The organism is Thiobacillus denitrificans ATCC 25259 (assembly GCF_000012745.1).
GTDB classification, from domain to species: domain Bacteria; phylum Pseudomonadota; class Gammaproteobacteria; order Burkholderiales; family Thiobacillaceae; genus Thiobacillus; species Thiobacillus denitrificans_B.
In genome coordinates this window covers 2292199-2309882 of sequence record NC_007404.1, presented here as the reverse complement: position 1 = coordinate 2309882, position 17684 = coordinate 2292199, and the positions used below count along the sequence as shown (strand labels likewise).

17 protein-coding genes are annotated in these 17684 nt (G+C 65.9%); 14 read left to right on the top strand and 3 right to left on the bottom strand.

Annotated features, from left to right (window positions below; translation table 11 throughout):
• Positions 1 to 80: 80 nt before the first annotated feature.
• Positions 81 to 764, top strand: a complete 684-nt coding sequence (locus TBD_RS11195) for a phosphoglycolate phosphatase (RefSeq protein ID WP_011312741.1) — start codon at positions 81 to 83, stop codon at positions 762 to 764.
• Between the two features lie 121 nt (positions 765 to 885).
• A complete protein-coding gene (gene trpE, locus TBD_RS11190; RefSeq protein WP_041432726.1) occupies positions 886 to 2379 on the top strand; it encodes an anthranilate synthase component I in 1494 nt (497 codons plus the stop codon).
• 33 nt (positions 2380 to 2412) lie between these two features.
• Here the strand turns inward: trpE and TBD_RS11185 are convergent, their stop codons facing one another.
• Positions 2413 to 3705, bottom strand: a complete 1293-nt coding sequence (locus TBD_RS11185; RefSeq protein ID WP_011312739.1) for a sigma-54 interaction domain-containing protein — start codon at positions 3703 to 3705, stop codon at positions 2413 to 2415.
• 164 nt (positions 3706 to 3869) lie between these two features.
• Here TBD_RS11185 and TBD_RS11180 point away from each other — a divergent pair, with 164 nt between their 5' ends.
• The 5 genes from TBD_RS11180 (at position 3870) to trpC (ending at position 7917) form a co-directional block, all read left to right on the top strand.
• Positions 3870 to 4073, top strand: a complete 204-nt coding sequence (locus tag TBD_RS11180; RefSeq protein ID WP_011312738.1) for a hypothetical protein — start codon at positions 3870 to 3872, stop codon at positions 4071 to 4073.
• Positions 4074 to 4113: 40 nt separating this feature from the next.
• Positions 4114 to 5382, top strand: coding sequence for an NAD(P)/FAD-dependent oxidoreductase (locus TBD_RS11175; RefSeq protein ID WP_011312737.1), 1269 nt, complete (start codon positions 4114 to 4116; stop codon positions 5380 to 5382).
• A gap of 143 nt (positions 5383 to 5525) precedes the next feature.
• Positions 5526 to 6095, top strand: a complete 570-nt coding sequence (locus TBD_RS11170) for an anthranilate synthase component II (protein WP_011312736.1) — start codon at positions 5526 to 5528, stop codon at positions 6093 to 6095.
• Positions 6092 to 7123 (top strand): anthranilate phosphoribosyltransferase, encoded by a 1032-nt coding sequence (gene trpD / locus TBD_RS11165; protein WP_011312735.1) that lies wholly within the window; start codon positions 6092 to 6094, stop codon positions 7121 to 7123. Before TBD_RS11170 ends, trpD begins: the two co-directional genes overlap by 4 nt.
• Positions 7124 to 7128: 5 nt before the next feature.
• On the top strand, positions 7129 to 7917 hold the full coding sequence (gene trpC, locus TBD_RS11160) for an indole-3-glycerol phosphate synthase TrpC (RefSeq protein ID WP_011312734.1): 789 nt from the start codon (positions 7129 to 7131) through the stop codon (positions 7915 to 7917).
• A gap of 75 nt (positions 7918 to 7992) precedes the next feature.
• Here the strand turns inward: trpC and TBD_RS11155 are convergent, their stop codons facing one another.
• Positions 7993 to 9486 carry a helicase HerA-like domain-containing protein gene (locus TBD_RS11155; RefSeq protein ID WP_011312733.1) on the bottom strand — a complete coding sequence of 498 codons (1494 nt, stop codon included), beginning with the start codon at positions 9484 to 9486 and terminating at the stop codon, positions 7993 to 7995.
• Between the two features lie 117 nt (positions 9487 to 9603).
• On the opposite strand from TBD_RS11155, the gene TBD_RS11150 reads away from it, so the two are divergent.
• From TBD_RS11150 to TBD_RS11135, 4 genes are all read left to right on the top strand, one after another.
• On the top strand, positions 9604 to 10917 hold the full coding sequence (locus tag TBD_RS11150; protein WP_011312732.1) for an NAD(P)/FAD-dependent oxidoreductase: 1314 nt from the start codon (positions 9604 to 9606) through the stop codon (positions 10915 to 10917).
• A gap of 257 nt (positions 10918 to 11174) precedes the next feature.
• The gene (locus TBD_RS11145; RefSeq protein WP_011312731.1) at positions 11175 to 11786 is read left to right on the top strand and encodes a YqiJ family protein; all 612 of its coding nucleotides are present in this window, start codon (positions 11175 to 11177) and stop codon (positions 11784 to 11786) included.
• Positions 11787 to 11808: 22 nt separating this feature from the next.
• Complete coding sequence (locus TBD_RS11140; RefSeq protein ID WP_011312730.1) at positions 11809 to 13485, top strand: flotillin family protein; 1677 nt, start codon at positions 11809 to 11811, stop codon at positions 13483 to 13485.
• Positions 13482 to 14666, top strand: coding sequence for a toxic anion resistance protein (locus tag TBD_RS11135; RefSeq protein WP_011312729.1), 1185 nt, complete (start codon positions 13482 to 13484; stop codon positions 14664 to 14666). Before TBD_RS11140 ends, TBD_RS11135 begins: the two co-directional genes overlap by 4 nt.
• Positions 14667 to 14671: 5 nt before the next feature.
• Here the strand turns inward: TBD_RS11135 and TBD_RS11130 are convergent, their stop codons facing one another.
• Positions 14672 to 15661 (bottom strand): ROK family protein, encoded by a 990-nt coding sequence (locus tag TBD_RS11130; RefSeq protein ID WP_011312728.1) that lies wholly within the window; start codon positions 15659 to 15661, stop codon positions 14672 to 14674.
• 41 nt (positions 15662 to 15702) lie between these two features.
• On the opposite strand from TBD_RS11130, the gene TBD_RS11125 reads away from it, so the two are divergent.
• The 3 genes from TBD_RS11125 to ruvA all read left to right on the top strand — a co-directional run bounded on the left by TBD_RS11125 (position 15703) and on the right by ruvA (position 17653).
• Positions 15703 to 16434 (top strand): YebC/PmpR family DNA-binding transcriptional regulator, encoded by a 732-nt coding sequence (locus TBD_RS11125; protein WP_011312727.1) that lies wholly within the window; start codon positions 15703 to 15705, stop codon positions 16432 to 16434.
• A 6-nt stretch (positions 16435 to 16440) separates the two neighbouring features.
• Positions 16441 to 16956: a crossover junction endodeoxyribonuclease RuvC gene (ruvC, locus tag TBD_RS11120; protein ID WP_011312726.1), complete on the top strand. Its 516-nt coding sequence runs from the start codon at positions 16441 to 16443 to the stop codon at positions 16954 to 16956.
• Between the two features lie 121 nt (positions 16957 to 17077).
• Complete coding sequence (ruvA, locus tag TBD_RS11115; protein ID WP_011312725.1) at positions 17078 to 17653, top strand: Holliday junction branch migration protein RuvA; 576 nt, start codon at positions 17078 to 17080, stop codon at positions 17651 to 17653.
• The last annotated feature ends 31 nt before the right edge of the window (positions 17654 to 17684 follow it).

Below are 17684 nucleotides of genomic sequence, written 5' to 3'. Positions count from 1 at the left end.
GCTTCGCGCCTTTCGAAATTGTGCGGCCGCAGGCCGCTCGTCCCCTGAACCCCGACCCCTGAATCCTGACCCCTACTCAAATGAAAAGCTTCCCCCTTCCCATCAAGGCCGTCGTCATCGACCTCGACGGCACCCTGCTCAATACGGCGCCCGATCTCGCGCATGCCGCCGAACTCATGATGGCAGAGCTCGGGCGGCCCTGCCCGTCGCTCGAGACCATTTCGACCTATATCGGCAACGGCGTCTCGCGTCTGGTCAAGCGGGTGCTCACCGGCGAGATGGACGCCGAGCCGGATCCGGCGTTGTTCGCGCAGGCGATCGCGTCCTACCAGAAGCATTACGGCGAGCACGTGTCGCTGCACTCGCGCCCCTTCGACGGCGTGGTCGAGGGCCTACAGGCCTTCAAGGCGATGGGGTTGCACATGGCGTGCATCACCAACAAGGCCGAGCAGTTCACCGTCCCGCTCCTCAAGGGCACGGGGCTGTACGACTACTTCGAGCTGATCCTCTCCGGCGATACGCTGCCCAAGCGCAAGCCCGACCCACTGCCGCTGTTGCATGCGTGCGAGGTGTTCGGCGTAGCCCCAGCCGAGCTGTTGCTGATCGGCGATTCGCTCAACGACACGCAGGCCGCGCGCGCCGCAGGCTGCCCGGTATTCTGCGTGCCCTACGGCTACAACCGCGGGCGCCCGGTCACCGAACTCGATCTCGACGCAGTCGTGCCGAGTCTCGCCGAGGCGGCGCTGATGGTGACGAAGGCGTGATGGCAAGGGGGCGGGATTCGGGGATCAGGATTCAGGGGCCGTGCCGCCGATGGCGGCGCTCGTCCTGACAAGACGCGCAGCACATTCCCTGACCCCTGAATCCCGGATCCCGACCCCTGCCATGACCGAACAAGAATTCTTCGACCTTGCCCGCCAGGGCTTCAACCGTATCCCGCTGGTGCGCGAACTGCCCGGCGACCTCGAGACGCCGCTGTCGGTCTATCTCAAGCTCGCCAACGCGCCCTATACCTATCTCCTCGAATCGGTCGTCGGCGGCGAACGCTTCGGACGCTATTCCTTCATCGGCCTGCCGGCGCGCACCGTGCTCAGGGTGCGCGCCCACCTCCTGACGGTCGAAACCGACGGCCAGGTCGTCGAGGAATGCAGCACGCCCGATCCGCTCGCTTTCATCGCCGAGTATCAGACCCGCTTCAAGGCCGCGCCGGTCCTGGGCTTGCCGCGCTTCACCGGCGGCCTGGCCGGCTACTTCGGCTACGACACGATCCGTTACATCGAGAAGCGACTGACGCCGGAATTCAACAAGAACCTCGTGCGCAAGGACGACGTCCTGCACACGCCCGACATCCTGCTGATGCTGACCGAGGAACTCGCCGTCTTCGACAACCTCGCCGGCAAGCTCTATCTCGTCACCCACGCCGACCCGATGCAGGCGGACGCCTATGCGCAGGGGCACTTGCGGCTCGCGGAGCTTGCCGAGAAGCTGCACGCGCCGGTCACGCTGCCGAGCGAGCCGCGCCCGGTCGTCGCCGAAGCGAGCTCCGAATTCGGCGAAGCCGAGTTCAAGGCCGCGGTTGCCAAGGCCAAGGAGTACATCGCGGCCGGCGACGTCATGCAGGTCGTGCTGTCGCAGCGGATGGCGCGGCCGTTCGAGGCCTCGCCGCTGTCGCTCTACCGTGCGCTGCGCAGCCTCAACCCGTCGCCCTACATGTATTTCTACGACCTTGGCGGCTTCCACATCGTCGGCTCGTCGCCCGAGATCCTGGTCCGGCTCGAGGGCGACACGGTCACGCTGCGGCCGATCGCCGGCACGCGGCCGCGCGGGCTCACGCGCGAGGACGATCAGCGCCTCGCGGCCGAATTGATGGCCGACCCGAAGGAATGCGCCGAACATCTGCAGCTCCTCGACCTCGGGCGCAACGACACGGGGCGGGTCGCCGTGACCGGCAGCGTCAAGGTCACGGAACACATGCAGATCGAGCGCTATTCGCACGTCATGCACATCGTCTCGAACGTCGAAGGCAAGCTCAAGCCCGGACTCTCCGCGCTCGACGTCCTGCGCGCGAGCTTTCCGGCAGGTACGGTCTCGGGGGCGCCCAAGGTGCGGGCGATGGAGATCATCGACGAGCTCGAACCGAGCAAGCGCGGGGTCTACGCCGGCGCCGTCGGCTACCTCGGCTTCAGCGGCGACATGGATCTCGCGATCGCGATCCGCACGGCCGTCGTCAAGGATGGAATGCTCTACGCCCAGGCCGGCGCCGGCATCGTCGCCGACTCGGTCCCCGACAACGAGTGGACCGAGACGCTCAACAAGGCGCGGGCGGTCGTGCGTGCGGCCGAGCTCGCCTACGCGCGCTTCGGCGACGTCGTCGAATAAGGCGTTTGCCCGGCCCGCCGAAACGCGCGGGCGCTAACTCAGGCCGTAGCGTTTGAGCTTGCGGTACAGCGTGCGCTCGGTGACGCCGAGTGCCTGGGCGACCCGTCCGCGGTGGCCGCCGCGGCTGGCGAGCAGCGCGCGAATGTGCGCGCGCTCGATGTCGGCGAGCCCCTGCGTCGCCGGCTGGACCGGCGTCACGGCGGCGACGGGCAGGTTCAGATCGGCGGCGCCGATCACGCCGTCGCGGCAGGTCAGCACCGCGCGCTGCAGCAGGTTGCGCAGTTCGCGCACGTTCCCCGGAAAATCGTAGGCCTGCAGCGCCGCCAGTCCGCTCGCGTCGAGCCGGCAGGCTCGGCGGCCGCCGGCCAGTCGCTTGAGCAGGAAGGCGGCCAGCGCGGGCAGGTCGGCGCGGCGCTCGCGCAGCGGCGGCAGCACGACGTCGATGCCGGCCAGCCGGTAGTAGAGGTCGAGCCGGAAGCGCTTTTCGTCGACTTCGTCCAGCAGGCGGCGGTTGGTCGCCGACACCAGCCGCACGTCCGCGGTCAGCGTGTGGGTGCCGCCGACACGGCGGAATTCCCCGGTCTCCAGTACGCGCAGCAGCTTGGCCTGCAGCGCCAGCGGGATCTCCGCGACCTCGTCGAGGAATAGCGTGCCACCGTCGGCGAGTTCGAACAGGCCTTTCTTGAGGCCGCTGCTGCCCGAGAACGCGCCGCGTTCGTGGCCGAACAGCTCGCTTTCGAACAGGGTTTCGGGCACCGCGGCGCAGTTGATCACGATGAAGGCGCCGCCCCTGCGCTGCGAGCGAGCATGGATGAAGCGCGCGGCGAGTTCCTTGCCGACGCCGCTTTCGCCATACAGCAGGATCGACGCTTCGCTTTCGGCGACGCGCGCGAGATTGTCGACGCACGCGAGAAACGCCGGGGACTGCCCGACCATCTGCATGGCGTCGCAATCCAGGCCGATGTCGGCTTCGAGCGGGTAGAGCTGCTCGCCCAGGTAGCGCTCGCCGTCCGGGCCGCGCAGCGCGTGGCCGCGGATGCGAGTGCGCTCGGGCTGATCGTTGGCATGAAAGTGCGTGTGCACGACCTCGACCGCCTCGCCGTTCTCGAACAGGGCGCGGTGCGGGCATTGCTCGCCGTTTTCGTGGCAGGGCCGCGGCGAGTGGTGAGACACGGCGTAGCAGTGCTCGCCGACGATCGCCTCGGGCGTCGCGCCATAGGTTTCCGCGTAGCGCCGGTTGGCCGCGACGATGCGGTATGCGCTGTCGATCACGACGAAAGGCTGGTCGTTCGCGTCGATGATGTCCTGCAGTTCGATGGATGGCATGGCGTGGTCCCCGCTGATCGTCATGACACATGCTAACAGTGCCATGACATCAAAGCCATGTCAGCGTTGGACCACCGCCGCGCCCCGCGTAATTACGGCCCCTCGCGGTTGGCATGCCGGTTGCTATAACAGGGAGACACAACCCTCGATAGGACGGAGCGAACATGTCTGAAAACACGAACTGGAAGCTGAAGCCGGGCGTGAACATCCCCCCGGAACTGGTCGACGATGTGGCCAGGATCGCCTGTGCGCTGAAGAGCCTGTCCGCCTACACGACCCTCGCGCTCGAGCGCGAGGACTGCCCCGAGGACTTGCAGAAGATCGTTCAGGACGGCCTCGACGCCATGGTGCGCGTCTTCGAGTGGTGAGTCGCCTACCCAACCACACAGCACCCCAGGAGAACAACACATGGCACACATCGTAATACTCGGCGCCGGCGTCGGCGGCATGACCATGGCGTATGAAATGCGCGAGTCGGCACGGGCCGAGGACAAGGTCACCGTCATTTCCAACAATTCGTACTTCCAGTTCACGCCGTCCAACCCCTGGGTGGGGGTGAACTGGCGCAAGCGTGACGACGTCACGCTCGAGGCCGCGCCTTACCTCAACAAGAAAAACATCGACTTCATTCCGGTCGGCGCCGCGCGCGTGCATCCCGACAGGAACCAGATCGACCTCACCGACGGCAGGACCGTCGACTATGACTTCCTCGTCATCGCGACGGGGCCCAAGCTCGCGTTCGACGAAGTCCCGGGCCTCGGCCCCGAGGGTTACACCCAGTCGGTATGCACGGTCGACCATGCCCAGGCCGCGGGCCGCGCGTGGGACGATTTTGTGAAGAACCCGGGGCCGATCGTGGTCGGCGCGGTGCAGGGGGCTTCCTGCTACGGCCCGGCGTACGAGTACGCGATGATCATGGACACCGACCTGCGCAAGCGCAAGATTCGTGACCGCGTGCCGATGACCTACGTCACGGCCGAGCCGTATATCGGCCATCTGGGACTGGGCGGCGTCGGCGATTCCAAGGGCATGCTCGAATCGGTCCTCCGCGAGCGCCACATCAAGTGGATCTGCAACGCCAAGGTCACCAAGGTCGAGGCTGGCAAGATGTTCGTCGCCGAGCACAACGACAAGGGCGAAGTGATCAAGGAGCACGAACTGCCGTTCGGCTACTCGATGATGCTGCCGGCGTTCAAGGGCATCGATGCTGTGTTCGGCATCGAGGGGCTGACCAATCCGCGCGGCTTCATCACGATCGACCCCTACCAGCGCAACGCGAAGTACCCGAACGTCTACTCCGTCGGCGTGTGCGTCGCGATCCCACCCGTCGAGGTCACTCCCGTGCCGACCGGCACGCCGAAGACCGGCTACATGATCGAATCGATGGTGACGGCGACCGCGCACAACATCCGCGCCGTGCTCGACGGCCGCGAGCCTGCCGAGAAGGCGACCTGGAACGCGATCTGCCTCGCCGACTTCGGCGACACCGGCGCCGCCTTCGTGGCCCTGCCGCAGATTCCGCCGCGCAATGTCAACTGGTTCAAGGAAGGCAAGTGGGTGCATCTGGCCAAGGTCGCCTTCGAGAAGTACTTCATCCGCAAGATGAAAAAAGGCTCGACCGAGCCGCTGTACGAGAAGTACGTGCTCGGCCTCATGGGCATCAAGAAACTCAAGTAAACAATTTCGGACTCCTGCCCCCTAAGCGCCTTCGGGCGCTTTTTTTATGGGGCGCGCTTTTTTTATGGCCGGCGGGCCGCGCAGCTATAATTTCCGGTCCGGCGGCGCGCGCGAGCGCGGGTGCCGCGAGCCGAAGGACAGCCATGCTTTTGATGATCGACAACTACGACAGCTTCACCTACAACCTTGTGCAGTACTTCGGCGAGCTCGGTGAAGCGGTCAAGGTCGTGCGCAACGACGAAATCGACCTCGCCGGAATCGCGACACTCGCGCCCGACCACATCGTCGTCTCGCCCGGCCCCTGCACGCCCAACGAAGCCGGCGTCTCGGTGCCGCTGATCAAGGAATTTTCGGGGCGGATTCCGATCCTCGGCGTCTGCCTCGGGCACCAGAGCATCGGTCAGGCCTTCGGCGGCAGGATCGTGCGCGCGAAGGAACTCATGCACGGCAAGACCTCGATGATCGAGCATCTGGACGCGGGCGTCTTCAAGGGCCTGCCCAATCCCTTCCGCGCCACGCGCTACCACTCGCTCGTGATCGAGCGCGAATCGCTGCCCGACTGCCTGGAGATCACGGCCTGGAGCGACGACGGCGAGATCATGGGGGTACGTCACAAGACGCTTGCGGTCGAGGGCGTGCAGTTCCATCCCGAATCGATCCTGACCGAGCACGGCCACGCGATGTTGAAGAACTTCCTGAAGGGAACGCGATGATCACGCCGCAGCAGGCGCTGACCCGCCTGGTCGAACAGCGCGAAATCTTTCACGACGAGATGCTCGCGCTGATGCGCCAGATCATGCGCGGCGAGCTCACGCCCGTGCAGATCGCCGGCGTCATCACCGGGCTCAGGGTGAAGAAGGAGACTGTCGGCGAGATCGCGGCGGCGGCGGAGGTCATGCGCGAGTTCGCGCTCGAGGTACCGGTGCAGCAGCGCGAGCATCTCGTCGACACCTGCGGCACCGGCGGCGACGCCGCGCACACCTTCAACATTTCGACGACCGCGGCCTTCGTCGCCGCAGCTGCCGGCGCGCGGGTCGCCAAGCACGGCGGCCGCTCGGTCTCATCGACGAGCGGCAGCGCCGACGTGCTCGAGGCGCTTGGCGTCAACCTCGCGCTCACGCCCGAGCAGGTCGCCGCGAGCATCGACGCGATCGGCATCGGCTTCATGTTCGCGCCGAACTTCCACGGCGCGATGAGGCACGCGGCGCCGGTCCGCCGCGAACTCGGCGTGCGCACGCTTTTCAACATTCTCGGGCCGCTGACCAATCCGGCGAACGCGCCGCATCAACTGCTCGGCGTCTTCCACGCCGACCTCGTCGGCATCCTCGTGCGCGTGCTGCAACGCCTTGGCAGCAGCCACGTCATGGTCGTTCACGGTAGCGACGGCATGGACGAAATCACGCTCGCCGGCGATACCCTGATCGGCGAACTGAAGGACGGCGAGGTCAGCGAATACACGATCAACCCGCGCGAGTTCGGGCTGCAGCCCTGCGGCAGCGACGCGCTCAAGGTGTGGGATGCGACGCAGGCCAAGGACATGTTGCTGTCGGTGCTTGACGACCTGCCGGGCCCGGCGCGCGACATCGTGCTGTTCAACGCCGGCGCGGCGATCTACGTCGCCGACCGCGCGGCGACGCTCGGCGAGGGCATCGAGCTGGCGCGCGAGGCGATCCGCAGCGGCGCTGCACGCGACAAGTTGCAACAACTCGTCGCCTACTCGACGCAGGCAAAGCAGGCGTGAGCACGATGTCGGACATCCTCGAAAAAATCCTCGCGACCAAACGCGCCGAGGTCGCGGCCGGCCTCGCCCGGGTGCCGCTCGCCGAAATGCGCGCGCGTGCCGAGGCGGCCGCGCCGGCACGCGATTTCGTCGGCGCGCTGCGGGCAAAGCGCGATGCCGGCCGGCCGGCCGTGATCGCAGAGATCAAGAAGGCAAGTCCGTCCAAGGGCGTGATCCGGGCCGACTTCCGGCCCGCGGAAATCGCCGCCAGTTATGAAAAGGGCGGCGCGGCATGTCTGTCCATACTGACCGACGCGGAATATTTCCAGGGCAGCGCGGACTACCTCAAGGCCGCACGCGCGGCCTGTACGCTTCCGGTCCTGCGCAAGGATTTCATGATCGACGCCTACCAGGTCTACGAGGCGCGCGCGATGGGCGCCGACTGCATCCTGCTGATCGTCGCCGCGCTCGAGTTGCCGGCGATGCAGGCGCTCGAAGCGCTGGCGAATGAATTGGGGATGGCGGTTCTCGTGGAGTCGCACGACGCCGCCGAACTCGACGCCGCGCTGACGCTGCGCACGCCGCTGCAGGGCATCAACAACCGCAACCTGCGCACCTTCGAGGTCAGCCTCGATACCACGCTTTCGCTGCTGCCGAAGATAGGCCCCGAGCGCATCGTCGTCACCGAGTCCGGCATCCTCGCGCCGGCCGACGTGGATACGATGCGCAGCCGCGGCGTCAATACCTTTCTGGTCGGCGAGGCCTTCATGCGTGCGGCCGACCCGGGCGCCGAGCTTGCCAGGCTGTTTGCCTGACGCGTCTCCGGGGCGACGTCAAAAACGACTTCACGAGAGAGGGGCTTCCGGCGACTCCTCGGGAAGGCTCGGCGTTCAGCGCTTGCCGCCGAAAAGACTCCCGAGCACGCCGCGGATGAGCGCACGGCCGACCTGGCTGCCGATCGAGCGCGCGGCGGACTTTGCCATCGCCTCGACCGCGCTTTCGCGCCGGCCGCCGCGTCCGCCAAGAATGTCGCCCAGGATGCCGCCGCCTGCGGGCTGGCTCGCGGCGGACTTCGCCTTTGCTTCGGCTTCCGCGTTCTCGAGCGCACGCTGTGCGCGCGCTTTGAGGATCTCGTGCGCGGACTCGCGGTCGACGGCCTTGTCGTAGACGCCGGCGACAAGCGAGGTCTGCATCAACTGCCTGCGTTGATCTTCGCTGATCGGGCCGATCTGCCCCTCGGGCGGCACGATGTAGGCGCGCTCGACGACGCCGGGGCGCCCCTTGGCGTCGAGGAAGGAAACCAGCGCCTCGCCGACGCCGAGTTCGGTGATCGCCGTCGTCTCGTCGAGCTCGGGGTTGTCGCGCATCGTCTCCGCAGCCGCGCGCACCGCCTTCTGGTCGCGCGCGGAGAAGGCCCGCAGCGCGTGCTGCACGCGGTTGCCGAGTTGCGACAGCACCTTGTCGGGAACGTCGGCCGGATTCTGCGTCACGAAGTAGACGCCGACGCCCTTCGAGCGGATCAGGCGCACGACCTGTTCGATCTTCTCGACCAGCGCGGCCGGCGCATCGGCGAACAGCAGGTGCGCCTCGTCGAAAAAGAAGACGAGCTTGGGCTTGTCGAGGTCGCCCGCCTCGGGCAGGTTCTCGAACAGTTCCGCCAACAGCCACAGCAGCAGCGTTGCGTACATCTTCGGCGCCTGCATCAGGCGGTCGGCCGCGAGGATGTTGATCACGCCGCGCCCGCGGTCGGTCTGCATGAGGTCGGCGATGTCGAGCATCGGCTCGCCGAAGACCGCGGCGCCGCCCTGCGACTCGAGCGCGAGCACGCCGCGCTGGATCGCGCCGATCGACGCGGCCGAGACGTTGCCGTATTCGGTCGTGAACTTCCGCGCGTTCTCGCCGACGAAAGTGAGCATCGCGCGCAGGTCGGCGAGGTCGAGCAGCAGCAGCCCGTTGTCGTCGGCGATGCGGAACACGAGATTGAGGACGCCCGCCTGCGTGTCGTTGAGGTCGAGCATGCGCGAGAGCAGCAGCGGCCCGAGGTCGGATACCGTCGTCCGCACCGGATGGCCGGCCTCGCCGAAGGGGTCCCAGAGCGTGACCGGGCAGGCGCGGTGTTCGAAGCCCTCGAGCTTGAGCATCTCGACGCGCTCGGCAACCTTGGCGTTGCCGCCGCCGGGCTGCGAGATTCCCGAGAGGTCGCCTTTCACGTCGGACATGAAGCAGGGCACGCCGATCGACGAGAAGTGCTCGGCGAGCGTCTGCAGGGTCACCGTCTTTCCGGTACCGGTCGCACCCGTGACGAGGCCGTGGCGGTTGGCCATCTGCGGCAACAGGACAAGATCGGCGGTCGCGCTTTTCGCGATGAGCAAGGGTTCGGTCATGGCGGCTCCTGGTTCCCGGATGCGAGGATTCTAAACGGCTTCCCGCCGCCGCCCGCGCCCTATAGAAGCGCCGGCTAATGTTGCGGTTATCATCGCCGCCTATCAAAAGGGGGACACGTGACAGAGAAACACGAAATCGTCATCGTCGGCGGCGGTGCGGGCGGTCTGGAACTCGCGACGCGGCTCGGCGACAAGCTCGGAGGCAAGAAGCGCGCGAACATCACGCTGATCGACGCCTCACCCTCGCATCTGTGGAAGCCGTTGCTTTACGAAGTCGCTGCAGGCAGCCTCGATTCCTACGCCGAGCGTCTCGAATATCTGGCGCAGGGCCACTGGCACGGCTTCACCTTCCGCCTCGGGCGCATGGACGGCCTCGACCGCGCACGCCAGGAGGTCAGCGTCGCACCGACTTTCGACGAGGAGGGTCGCGAGATCATCCCGCGCCGCAGCTTCCGCTACGACACGCTGGTCATCGCGGTCGGTTCGGTCGGCAACGACTTCGGCGTCCCGGGCGTCAAGGAGCATTGCATCATGCTCGATACGCCGGAACAGGCGCGCGAATTCCATCGCCGCCACATCAACGCCTGCCTGCGCGCCAACACCCAGACCGAGGCCGTCGCGCCCGGACAGCTCACGGTCGGCATCGTCGGTGCCGGCGCGACCGGTGTCGAACTCGCCGCCGAACTGCACGACACGACGCGCGAGCTTTCGTCCTACGGCATGGATCAGATCGAGCCGGACAAGAGCCTGAAGCTTCTGATCGTGGAGGCGTCGGACCGCATCCTGCCCGGATTGCCGCCGCGCCTGTCGGCGGCCGCCGCCGAGCGCCTCGCCGAGCTCGGCGTCGAAATGCATACCCGCGAGCGCATCGTCGAGGTGCGCGAGAACGGCATGGTCACTGCCGACGGCAAGCTCATCCCGGCGAGCATGATGGTGTGGTCGGCCGGCATCAAGGCGCCCGATTTCCTCAAGGACATCGACGGCCTCGAGACCAATCGCATCAACCAGCTGGTCGTGCGACCGACGCTGCAGACGACGCGCGACGACAACATCTTCGCCTTCGGCGATTGCGCCGCGTGCCCACTGCCCGACGGCAGCGGCTTCGTGCCACCGCGGGCGCAGGCCGCGCACCAGCAGGCATCGATGCTCGTCAAGTCGATCTGCCGGCGCTTCCGCGGCAAATCCCTGCCTGAATACGTCTATCGCGACTACGGTTCACTGGTCGCGCTCGGACGTTTTTCCACCGTCGGCAACCTGATGGGTGGACTCACCGGCGGCAGCATCATGATCGAGGGCGCGCTGGCCCGACTCGTGTACTGGTCGCTGCACAAGATGCACCAGGTCGCATTGCACGGCTGGTTCAAGACCTCGCTCACGACCTACGCGCATTTCATCAGCACGCCGACACGGGCGCGGATCAAGCTGCACTGATTTTTCCCGAATTGTTGCTGCATGCGATCGGGCCACCGGCACACTTCCGCTCATAGGGCGGCGTGCGCTCGCCGCTTAGCTTCAGGTGGACAGCAATCCGGAAGGCGATATCCGGTTTAGGGAGAATTTCCCGCGTGCGGGGTTGCTTGCACTCAAGTTTGACCCCCCGTCGCCCGAAATGGTGAGTGTCGTGGATTCCGCCCACAGCGATGGCGGAACACGCCGACGTCTTAAAGAAAACACATAAGGGGGGATCGATGGAGTTTCTGCTCAGCGAGGGGAACTGGCTATTCTCGGCCGCGCTGGTAGTGGTGGTCGGCATCGGCGCGCTCGAATTGTTCGCGCTCGCAGTCGGTGGGTCGCTGTCGTCCGTCGTCGATGGCTTCGTCGGTGAGGCCCCGGATGGCGGAGGCTTGGCCTGGTTACACGTCGGACGATTACCTTTCCTGGTGATCCTGGTTCTATTTCTCACCTTGTTTTCGCTGCTGGGGTTTGCGCTCCAAGGCGTGGCGGCCGCGGTACTCGGACAGGCGCTCCCTGCACTTGCAGCATCACCGCTGGCGCTGGTTGGTACTCTACCGGCGACGCGTGCGGTCGGTTTCACGCTTTCTCGCGCCATGCCGCGTGATGAGTCCGCGGCGATCGCCGCATCCAGTTTCGTCGGGCGCACTGCCGTGGTCACGGCAGGGGAGGCTCGGCCTGGCAAATCCGCCGAAGCCCGTTTTCAGGACGAATATGGGCAGACGCACTACGTGATGGTGGAGCCTGCCGCAGACTCGCCCAATCTTGGTGCCGGGGAACGTGTGCTGCTGCTGCGTGAGTTGAGCGCTGGGCGCTATCAGGCCACCCCCAATCCGATCACCGAATAATCACACCAAAGGGAGCAACACCATGCTGGAAAATCTGTATCCCGCGCTCATGCTGGGGGCGGTCGTTTTGCTGGCCATTCTGGTCATTGGCATCATCATCGTGCGCCTCTACCAGCGCGCCTCGAAGGAGCTTTCTTTCGTTCGCACCGGGCTCGGCGGGCAGAAGGTGGTCATGGACGGCGGCGCGATCGTGCTGCCCGGCTTCCATCAGATCATTCCGGTCAATATGAACACGCTGAAGCTGGAGGTTGCGCGCAGCGGCAAGGACAGCTTGTTCACCAAGGATCGGATGCGGGTGGACGCGGTTGCAGCATTCTTCGTGCGGGTGCGTCCCATGCTTGAGGGCATCGCGCAGGCCGCGCAGACGCTGGGGCAACGAACAATGGACCCGACTGCACTGAAGGAGTTGATCGAGGACAAGTTCGTCGATTCGCTGCGCGCGGCAGCCGTGTCGATGACGATGCAGGAGCTGCTCGACATGCGTCAGGACTTCATACAGGCGGTGCAGAACACCGTGCAGGAAGACCTGATGAAGAACGGGCTTGAGCTGGAGTCGGTTTCGCTGACCCGGATCGACCAGACGGCGATGCAGTTCTTCGACCCCAACAATGCCTTCGATGCCGAGGGTTTGACCAAACTCACCGAAGAAACCCAGTTGCGAGCCAAACAGCGCAATGACATCGAGCAGGACACGGCGGTGCAGATCGCCGAGAAGAACTTCATGACCAAGCAGGAGCAATTGCGCATTGCGCAGCAGCAGACTTTTGCCGTGCTCTCCCAAGAACAGGAAGTGGCCAACCGACAGGCGGAGCAGAGTGCCCAGGTGGCGGGATTCGAGGCAGCCAAGAAGCAGGAATCCGAACAGGCGCGCATCACCGCCGAGCGACAGATCAAGGAAGCCGAGGTCGAACGTGACCGCAGCGTCCAACAGCGGCAGATCGAGGCCGAACGTGGGCTGAAAGTCGCAGCGATCGAACAGCAGCGCTCGATCGAGATCGCCGAGCAGGAACGTGCGATCGCCATCGCGCAGAAATCCGAGCAGCAGTCGGTCGCCGAGGCGCAGGCCAACCTGGCGCGTGCCGAATCGGTCAAGGCGGCACAAAGCGTGGTCACCGCGGAAGAGGTGGCACGTGCCGAACGCGAAAAGCAGGTGGCGATGGTGAAGGCGGACGAAGATGCCCAGCGTCGGGCGATCGAGTTGACCGTGGCAGCCGAGGCAGAGCGGCAGGCAGCCGAAGATCGCGCACAGGCGATCCGTACGCTGGCCGAGGCGAATGCCACCAACTATGAGGTCGAAGCCGAGGGCAAGCGCAAGCTCAACGATGCCGTCAACGTGCTCTCGCCCGAGCAGATCGCGATGAACGTCAAGCTGGAATTGATCCGTGCCCTGCCCGAAATCATTGCCGCCTCGGTCAAGCCGATCGAGCGCATCGACGGCATCAAGATCATTCAGGTGGATGGGTTGAATCGCGGCAGTGCCGCCGGCGCGGCCAGTGCGGGGCTTGGCGCATCGGCTACTGGCAACCTCGCCGAGCAGGCCGTATCGGCTGCGCTGGCCTACCGAGCGCAGCAGCCGCTGATCGACTCCCTGCTCAGCGAGGTTGGCCTCAAGGAAGGGGTGTCCGCGCGGCTGGACGCATCGCTTTTTACGCCGAACGCTTCCGTCAAGACTGAGCGCGTACCGGAGCTGGAAGAATGAATATGGAAGCGCCATTGTCCGCAGCCGGTCCCTCCATGGAGTTGTCTCCGCCAGAACTTCTCGCCCCCGTGGCCAAAAGCGAGGCCAACGACCTGGTGACGTTGAAACCCGAACGCGCTAACGCGCTTTCCGCGCAGGTGGAAAGCTACGTCCAGGGGCTTCTGGCTGCCGATCTGGGCAGCGAGGAGTTTCGTGTCAAGCTGGACGCGGCCAATGCATTGGGACGGCAGTCGATTGCGAACGCCAGCGCCTTGACCGGGCGCTTCATGGACAAAAGCTTCGTCGGATTCTCCGACAGCCTGGCTTTCAAGACCATCAACGAGCTACGCGGCGTCTTTGCGGAACTCAACCCCGCGCGTGCCGGCGACCTGCTCTCGGCGCACAAGCTCTTTGGGCTCATCCCCTACGGGACCAAGCTGCAGGCCTATTTCCGAAAATTCGATTCGGCGGGCGGGGAGATCGCCATGCTGATGAGCGAGCTCCGGACCGCGCAGGATGAAATCAAGCGCGACCTGACCGCGCTCGCGGAGATGGAAGGCCAGTTGTGGGAGGGGATGGGCCGCATTCGCGAAGCGGCGTTCTTCGCGGAAAAACTGGATGTTCGGCTTGCCGCGGAAGTGTCGGTGTTGAAACGGGCCAATCCCCTGAAGGCCGAGGCGCTGGAGCAGGAGGTGCTGTTCTACGTGCGTCAGGTGCATTCGGATCTGCTCGCGCAGCAAGTGGTCAACGTGAACGCCTATCGCCAGATCGGTATCTTGAAAAAGACCGGGCGCGAGCTCGTCAATGGCTGCGACCGCATGGCCACCACCGGGATGAGCGCTCTCGCCACCGCCCAGGCTGTGGCGCGCGCGACCGGCGCGCAAATCAAGGTCATGGACATGCTCAATGCCGGTTCACAGGCGATCGGCGACCTGGTCGAGCAAACTTCGGTGATGATCGGCAAGCATGTCGAGACAACCGGTGCGTTTGCGTCGGCTCCGGTGATTGCCGTCGATCACCTGAAGGCCGCCTTCGAGAACACCACGCGCGCAATGGACGCCATGGACGCCTTCCGCAGCCAGGCACTGGACATCATGGGCAAGAATACCCAACTGTTAAAAGGCATGATCGAAACCGCCGAGCGCGAAATCTCGGCGCGGCGCGGGGCGGTTGGGGCGCCGGCCGCAATGCTACCGAGTTAAACCGGCTACTCCCATAACCAGGCCGCGCCGCGCACGCCGCTCGAATCGCCGTATTTCGGCGGCACGAACTTGGTGTCGACGCGATCGGAAAACACGTAACGCGGCCATAGACGCGGCACGGTGTCATACAGCCGGGCGATATTGGAGAGCCCGCCACCGAGCACGATCACGTCGGGGTCGACGAGGTTGATGACGCCGGCGAGCGCGCGCGCAAGTCTTTCTTCGTAGCGCGCGAGCGTCGCGCTGCATGGGCCGTAGCCCGCGTTCGCCAGTTGCACGATCTCGTGCGCGGGCAGGTCCTCGCCGCCGTAGCGCACGTGGTCGGCGGCGAGACCGGGTCCCGAGAGCCAGGTTTCGATGCAGCCCTTCTTGCCGCAGTAGCAGGCGGGGGCGGCGTCCAGTTCGCGCGGTTGCGGCCAGGGGTGGACGATCGCTTCGCCGGTCGCAGGATGGTGTCCAGTCATGGCGCGGTCGGCCTGCGCGCCGGCGAACTGGAAATAGGGCAGCGGTGAGTGCCCCCATTCCCCGGCGATGGCATTGGCGCCCTGGAGCAGCCGGCCGTGCACGACCACGCCGCCGCCGACGCCGGTACCGAGGATTACGCCGAACACGCTCTCGGCCCCGGCCGCCGAACCGTCGGTCGCTTCCGACAGCGCCAGGCAATTGGCGTCGTTGGCGACCCGGACCTCGCGGCCGAGCGCGCGTTCGAGATCCTCCCTGAGCGGCTGGCCGTTGAGGCAGGTCGAGTTGCAGTTCTTCATGCGGCCGCTCGCCGGTGAGACCGCGCCCGGGGTTCCGACGCCGACGCTGCCCTGCTGTCCCAAGCCCGATTCGGCGTGGCCGACCAGCGCGGCGATCGCGGCGACCGTCGCGGGGTAGTCGCCCTGCGGCGTCGGGACGCGCCGACGCAGGATTTCCCGGCCGTCGCGGTCGAGTGCGATGAGTTCGATTTTGCTGCCGCCGAGGTCGATGCCGAAACGGAGGGAAGGGGCCACGGTGTAAAATCTCCGGCTATTCAAATTGCGTTGGAATCGACATGGCAGGACATTCGAAGTGGGCCAACATCCAGCACCGCAAGGGTCGCCAGGATGCCAAGCGCGGCAAGATCTTCACCAAGCTTATCAAGGAAATCACGGTCGCCGCGAAGATGGGTGGCGGTGATCCAGCGATGAACCCGCGCCTGCGCCTCGCGATCGAGAAAGGCAAGGCCGAGTCGCTGCCGAAGGACAACATCGAGAACGCGATCAAGCGCGGCACCGGCCAGCTCGAAGGCGTGAACTATGAGGAGGCGCGCTACGAGGGCTACGGCATCGGTGGCGTAGCAGTGATGGTCGACTGCCTGACCGACAACAAGACGCGCACCGTCGCCGACGTGCGCCACGCCTTCACCAAGCACGGCGGCAACATGGGCACCGACGGTTGCGTCGCCTTCCAGTTCAAGCATGTCGGGCAGATCGTGCTCGAGCCCGGCGCGAGCGAAGAGGCGGTCATGGAAGCCGCGCTCGACGCCGGCGCGGACGACGTGATCCCCAATGACGACGGATCGATCGAGGTCCTGACCTCGCCCGACCCCAAGGCCTTCGAAGCGGTCAAAGAGGCACTCGAGAAAGCCGGTTTCAAACCAGCCGTCGCCGAAATCACGATGCGGCCCGAAGCCGAGACCGAACTCGCCGGCGACGACGCCGCGAAGATGCAGAAGATCCTGGACGCGCTCGAAAGCCTCGACGACGTGCAGGAGGTCTACACCAACGCCGTGTTGCCGGACTAGGCGTCTTTGCGCATCCTCGGCATCGATCCCGGCCTCAGGCTCACCGGCTTCGGCCTGATCGAGCAGACCGGGCAGAAGCTCGCCTACGTCGCGAGCGGCGTGGTCAAGAGCGGCGAGGGCAGCCTGCCGGCGCGCCTGGGCATACTATTCGGCGGGATCAACGAGGTCATCGCGACCTATCGGCCCGACACCTGCGCCGTCGAGATCGTTTTCGTCAACGTCAACCCGCAATCGACGCTGCTGCTCGGGCAGGCCCGCGGCGCCGCGATCTGCGCGGCGGTCTCGAACGACCTCACGGTCGCCGAATACACGGCGCTGCAGATCAAGCAGGCCGTCGTCGGCCACGGCAAGGCGGCGAAGACGCAGGTCCAAGAAATGGTCAAGCGGCTGCTCGCCCTGCCGATCGCGCCGACGGCCGACGCCGCCGACGCGCTGGCCTGCGCGATCACCCATGCCCACGGCAGCCGCCTCGGCGCGCAGTCGACCGCGGGCTATCGTCTCAAGGGCGGGCGGCTGGTCTGAGCCGCCGCTTGTTTTCCGCACCCTTTTCGCCCTCGCGCCGGTTCGCTTCCGGCGGTGCGCGCCGCGGTCCCGTGCAGTCGCCGCGTATTGCGGATATCCTGTTGAAAAAAATGGAGAACTTATGATTGGCCGCATCACTGGCACGCTCGCCGCGAAGCAGCCGCCGCAGGTGCTCGTCGACGTCAATGGCGTCTGCTACGAGATCGACGTGCCGATGAGCACCTTCTACAACCTGCCGGGCATCGGCGAGAAGGTCGCGCTGCTCACGCATCTGGCGATACGCGAGGACGCGCACCTGTTGTACGGCTTCGGCAGCGAGGTCGAACGCGCGGCGTTTCGCGAACTCCTCAAGGTTTCCGGCATCGGTGCGAAGACGGCGCTGTCGGTGCTGTCGGGACTCTCGGTGAACGACCTCTCTGCCGCGATCGCGGCGCAGGAAATCGGCCGCATCGTCAAGGTGCCGGGCATCGGCAAGAAGACCGCCGAGCGCCTGCTGCTCGAACTGAAGGGCAAGCCCGTGTTCGCCGGCGCCCTGGCCAGCGTGCCGTCCGCCGGCGCGTCCGACGACGTGCGCCAGGCGCTGCTTGCGCTCGGTTACAACGAGCGCGAGACGGCCGCGACCGTGCGCGAGCTCCCCGCCGGTCTGGCGGTCGGCGAGGCCATCCGCCAGGCGCTGCGCGCCCTGTCGCGGGCCTGATCGGCATGCCTGCTCATGCGCCCGCCCGAGC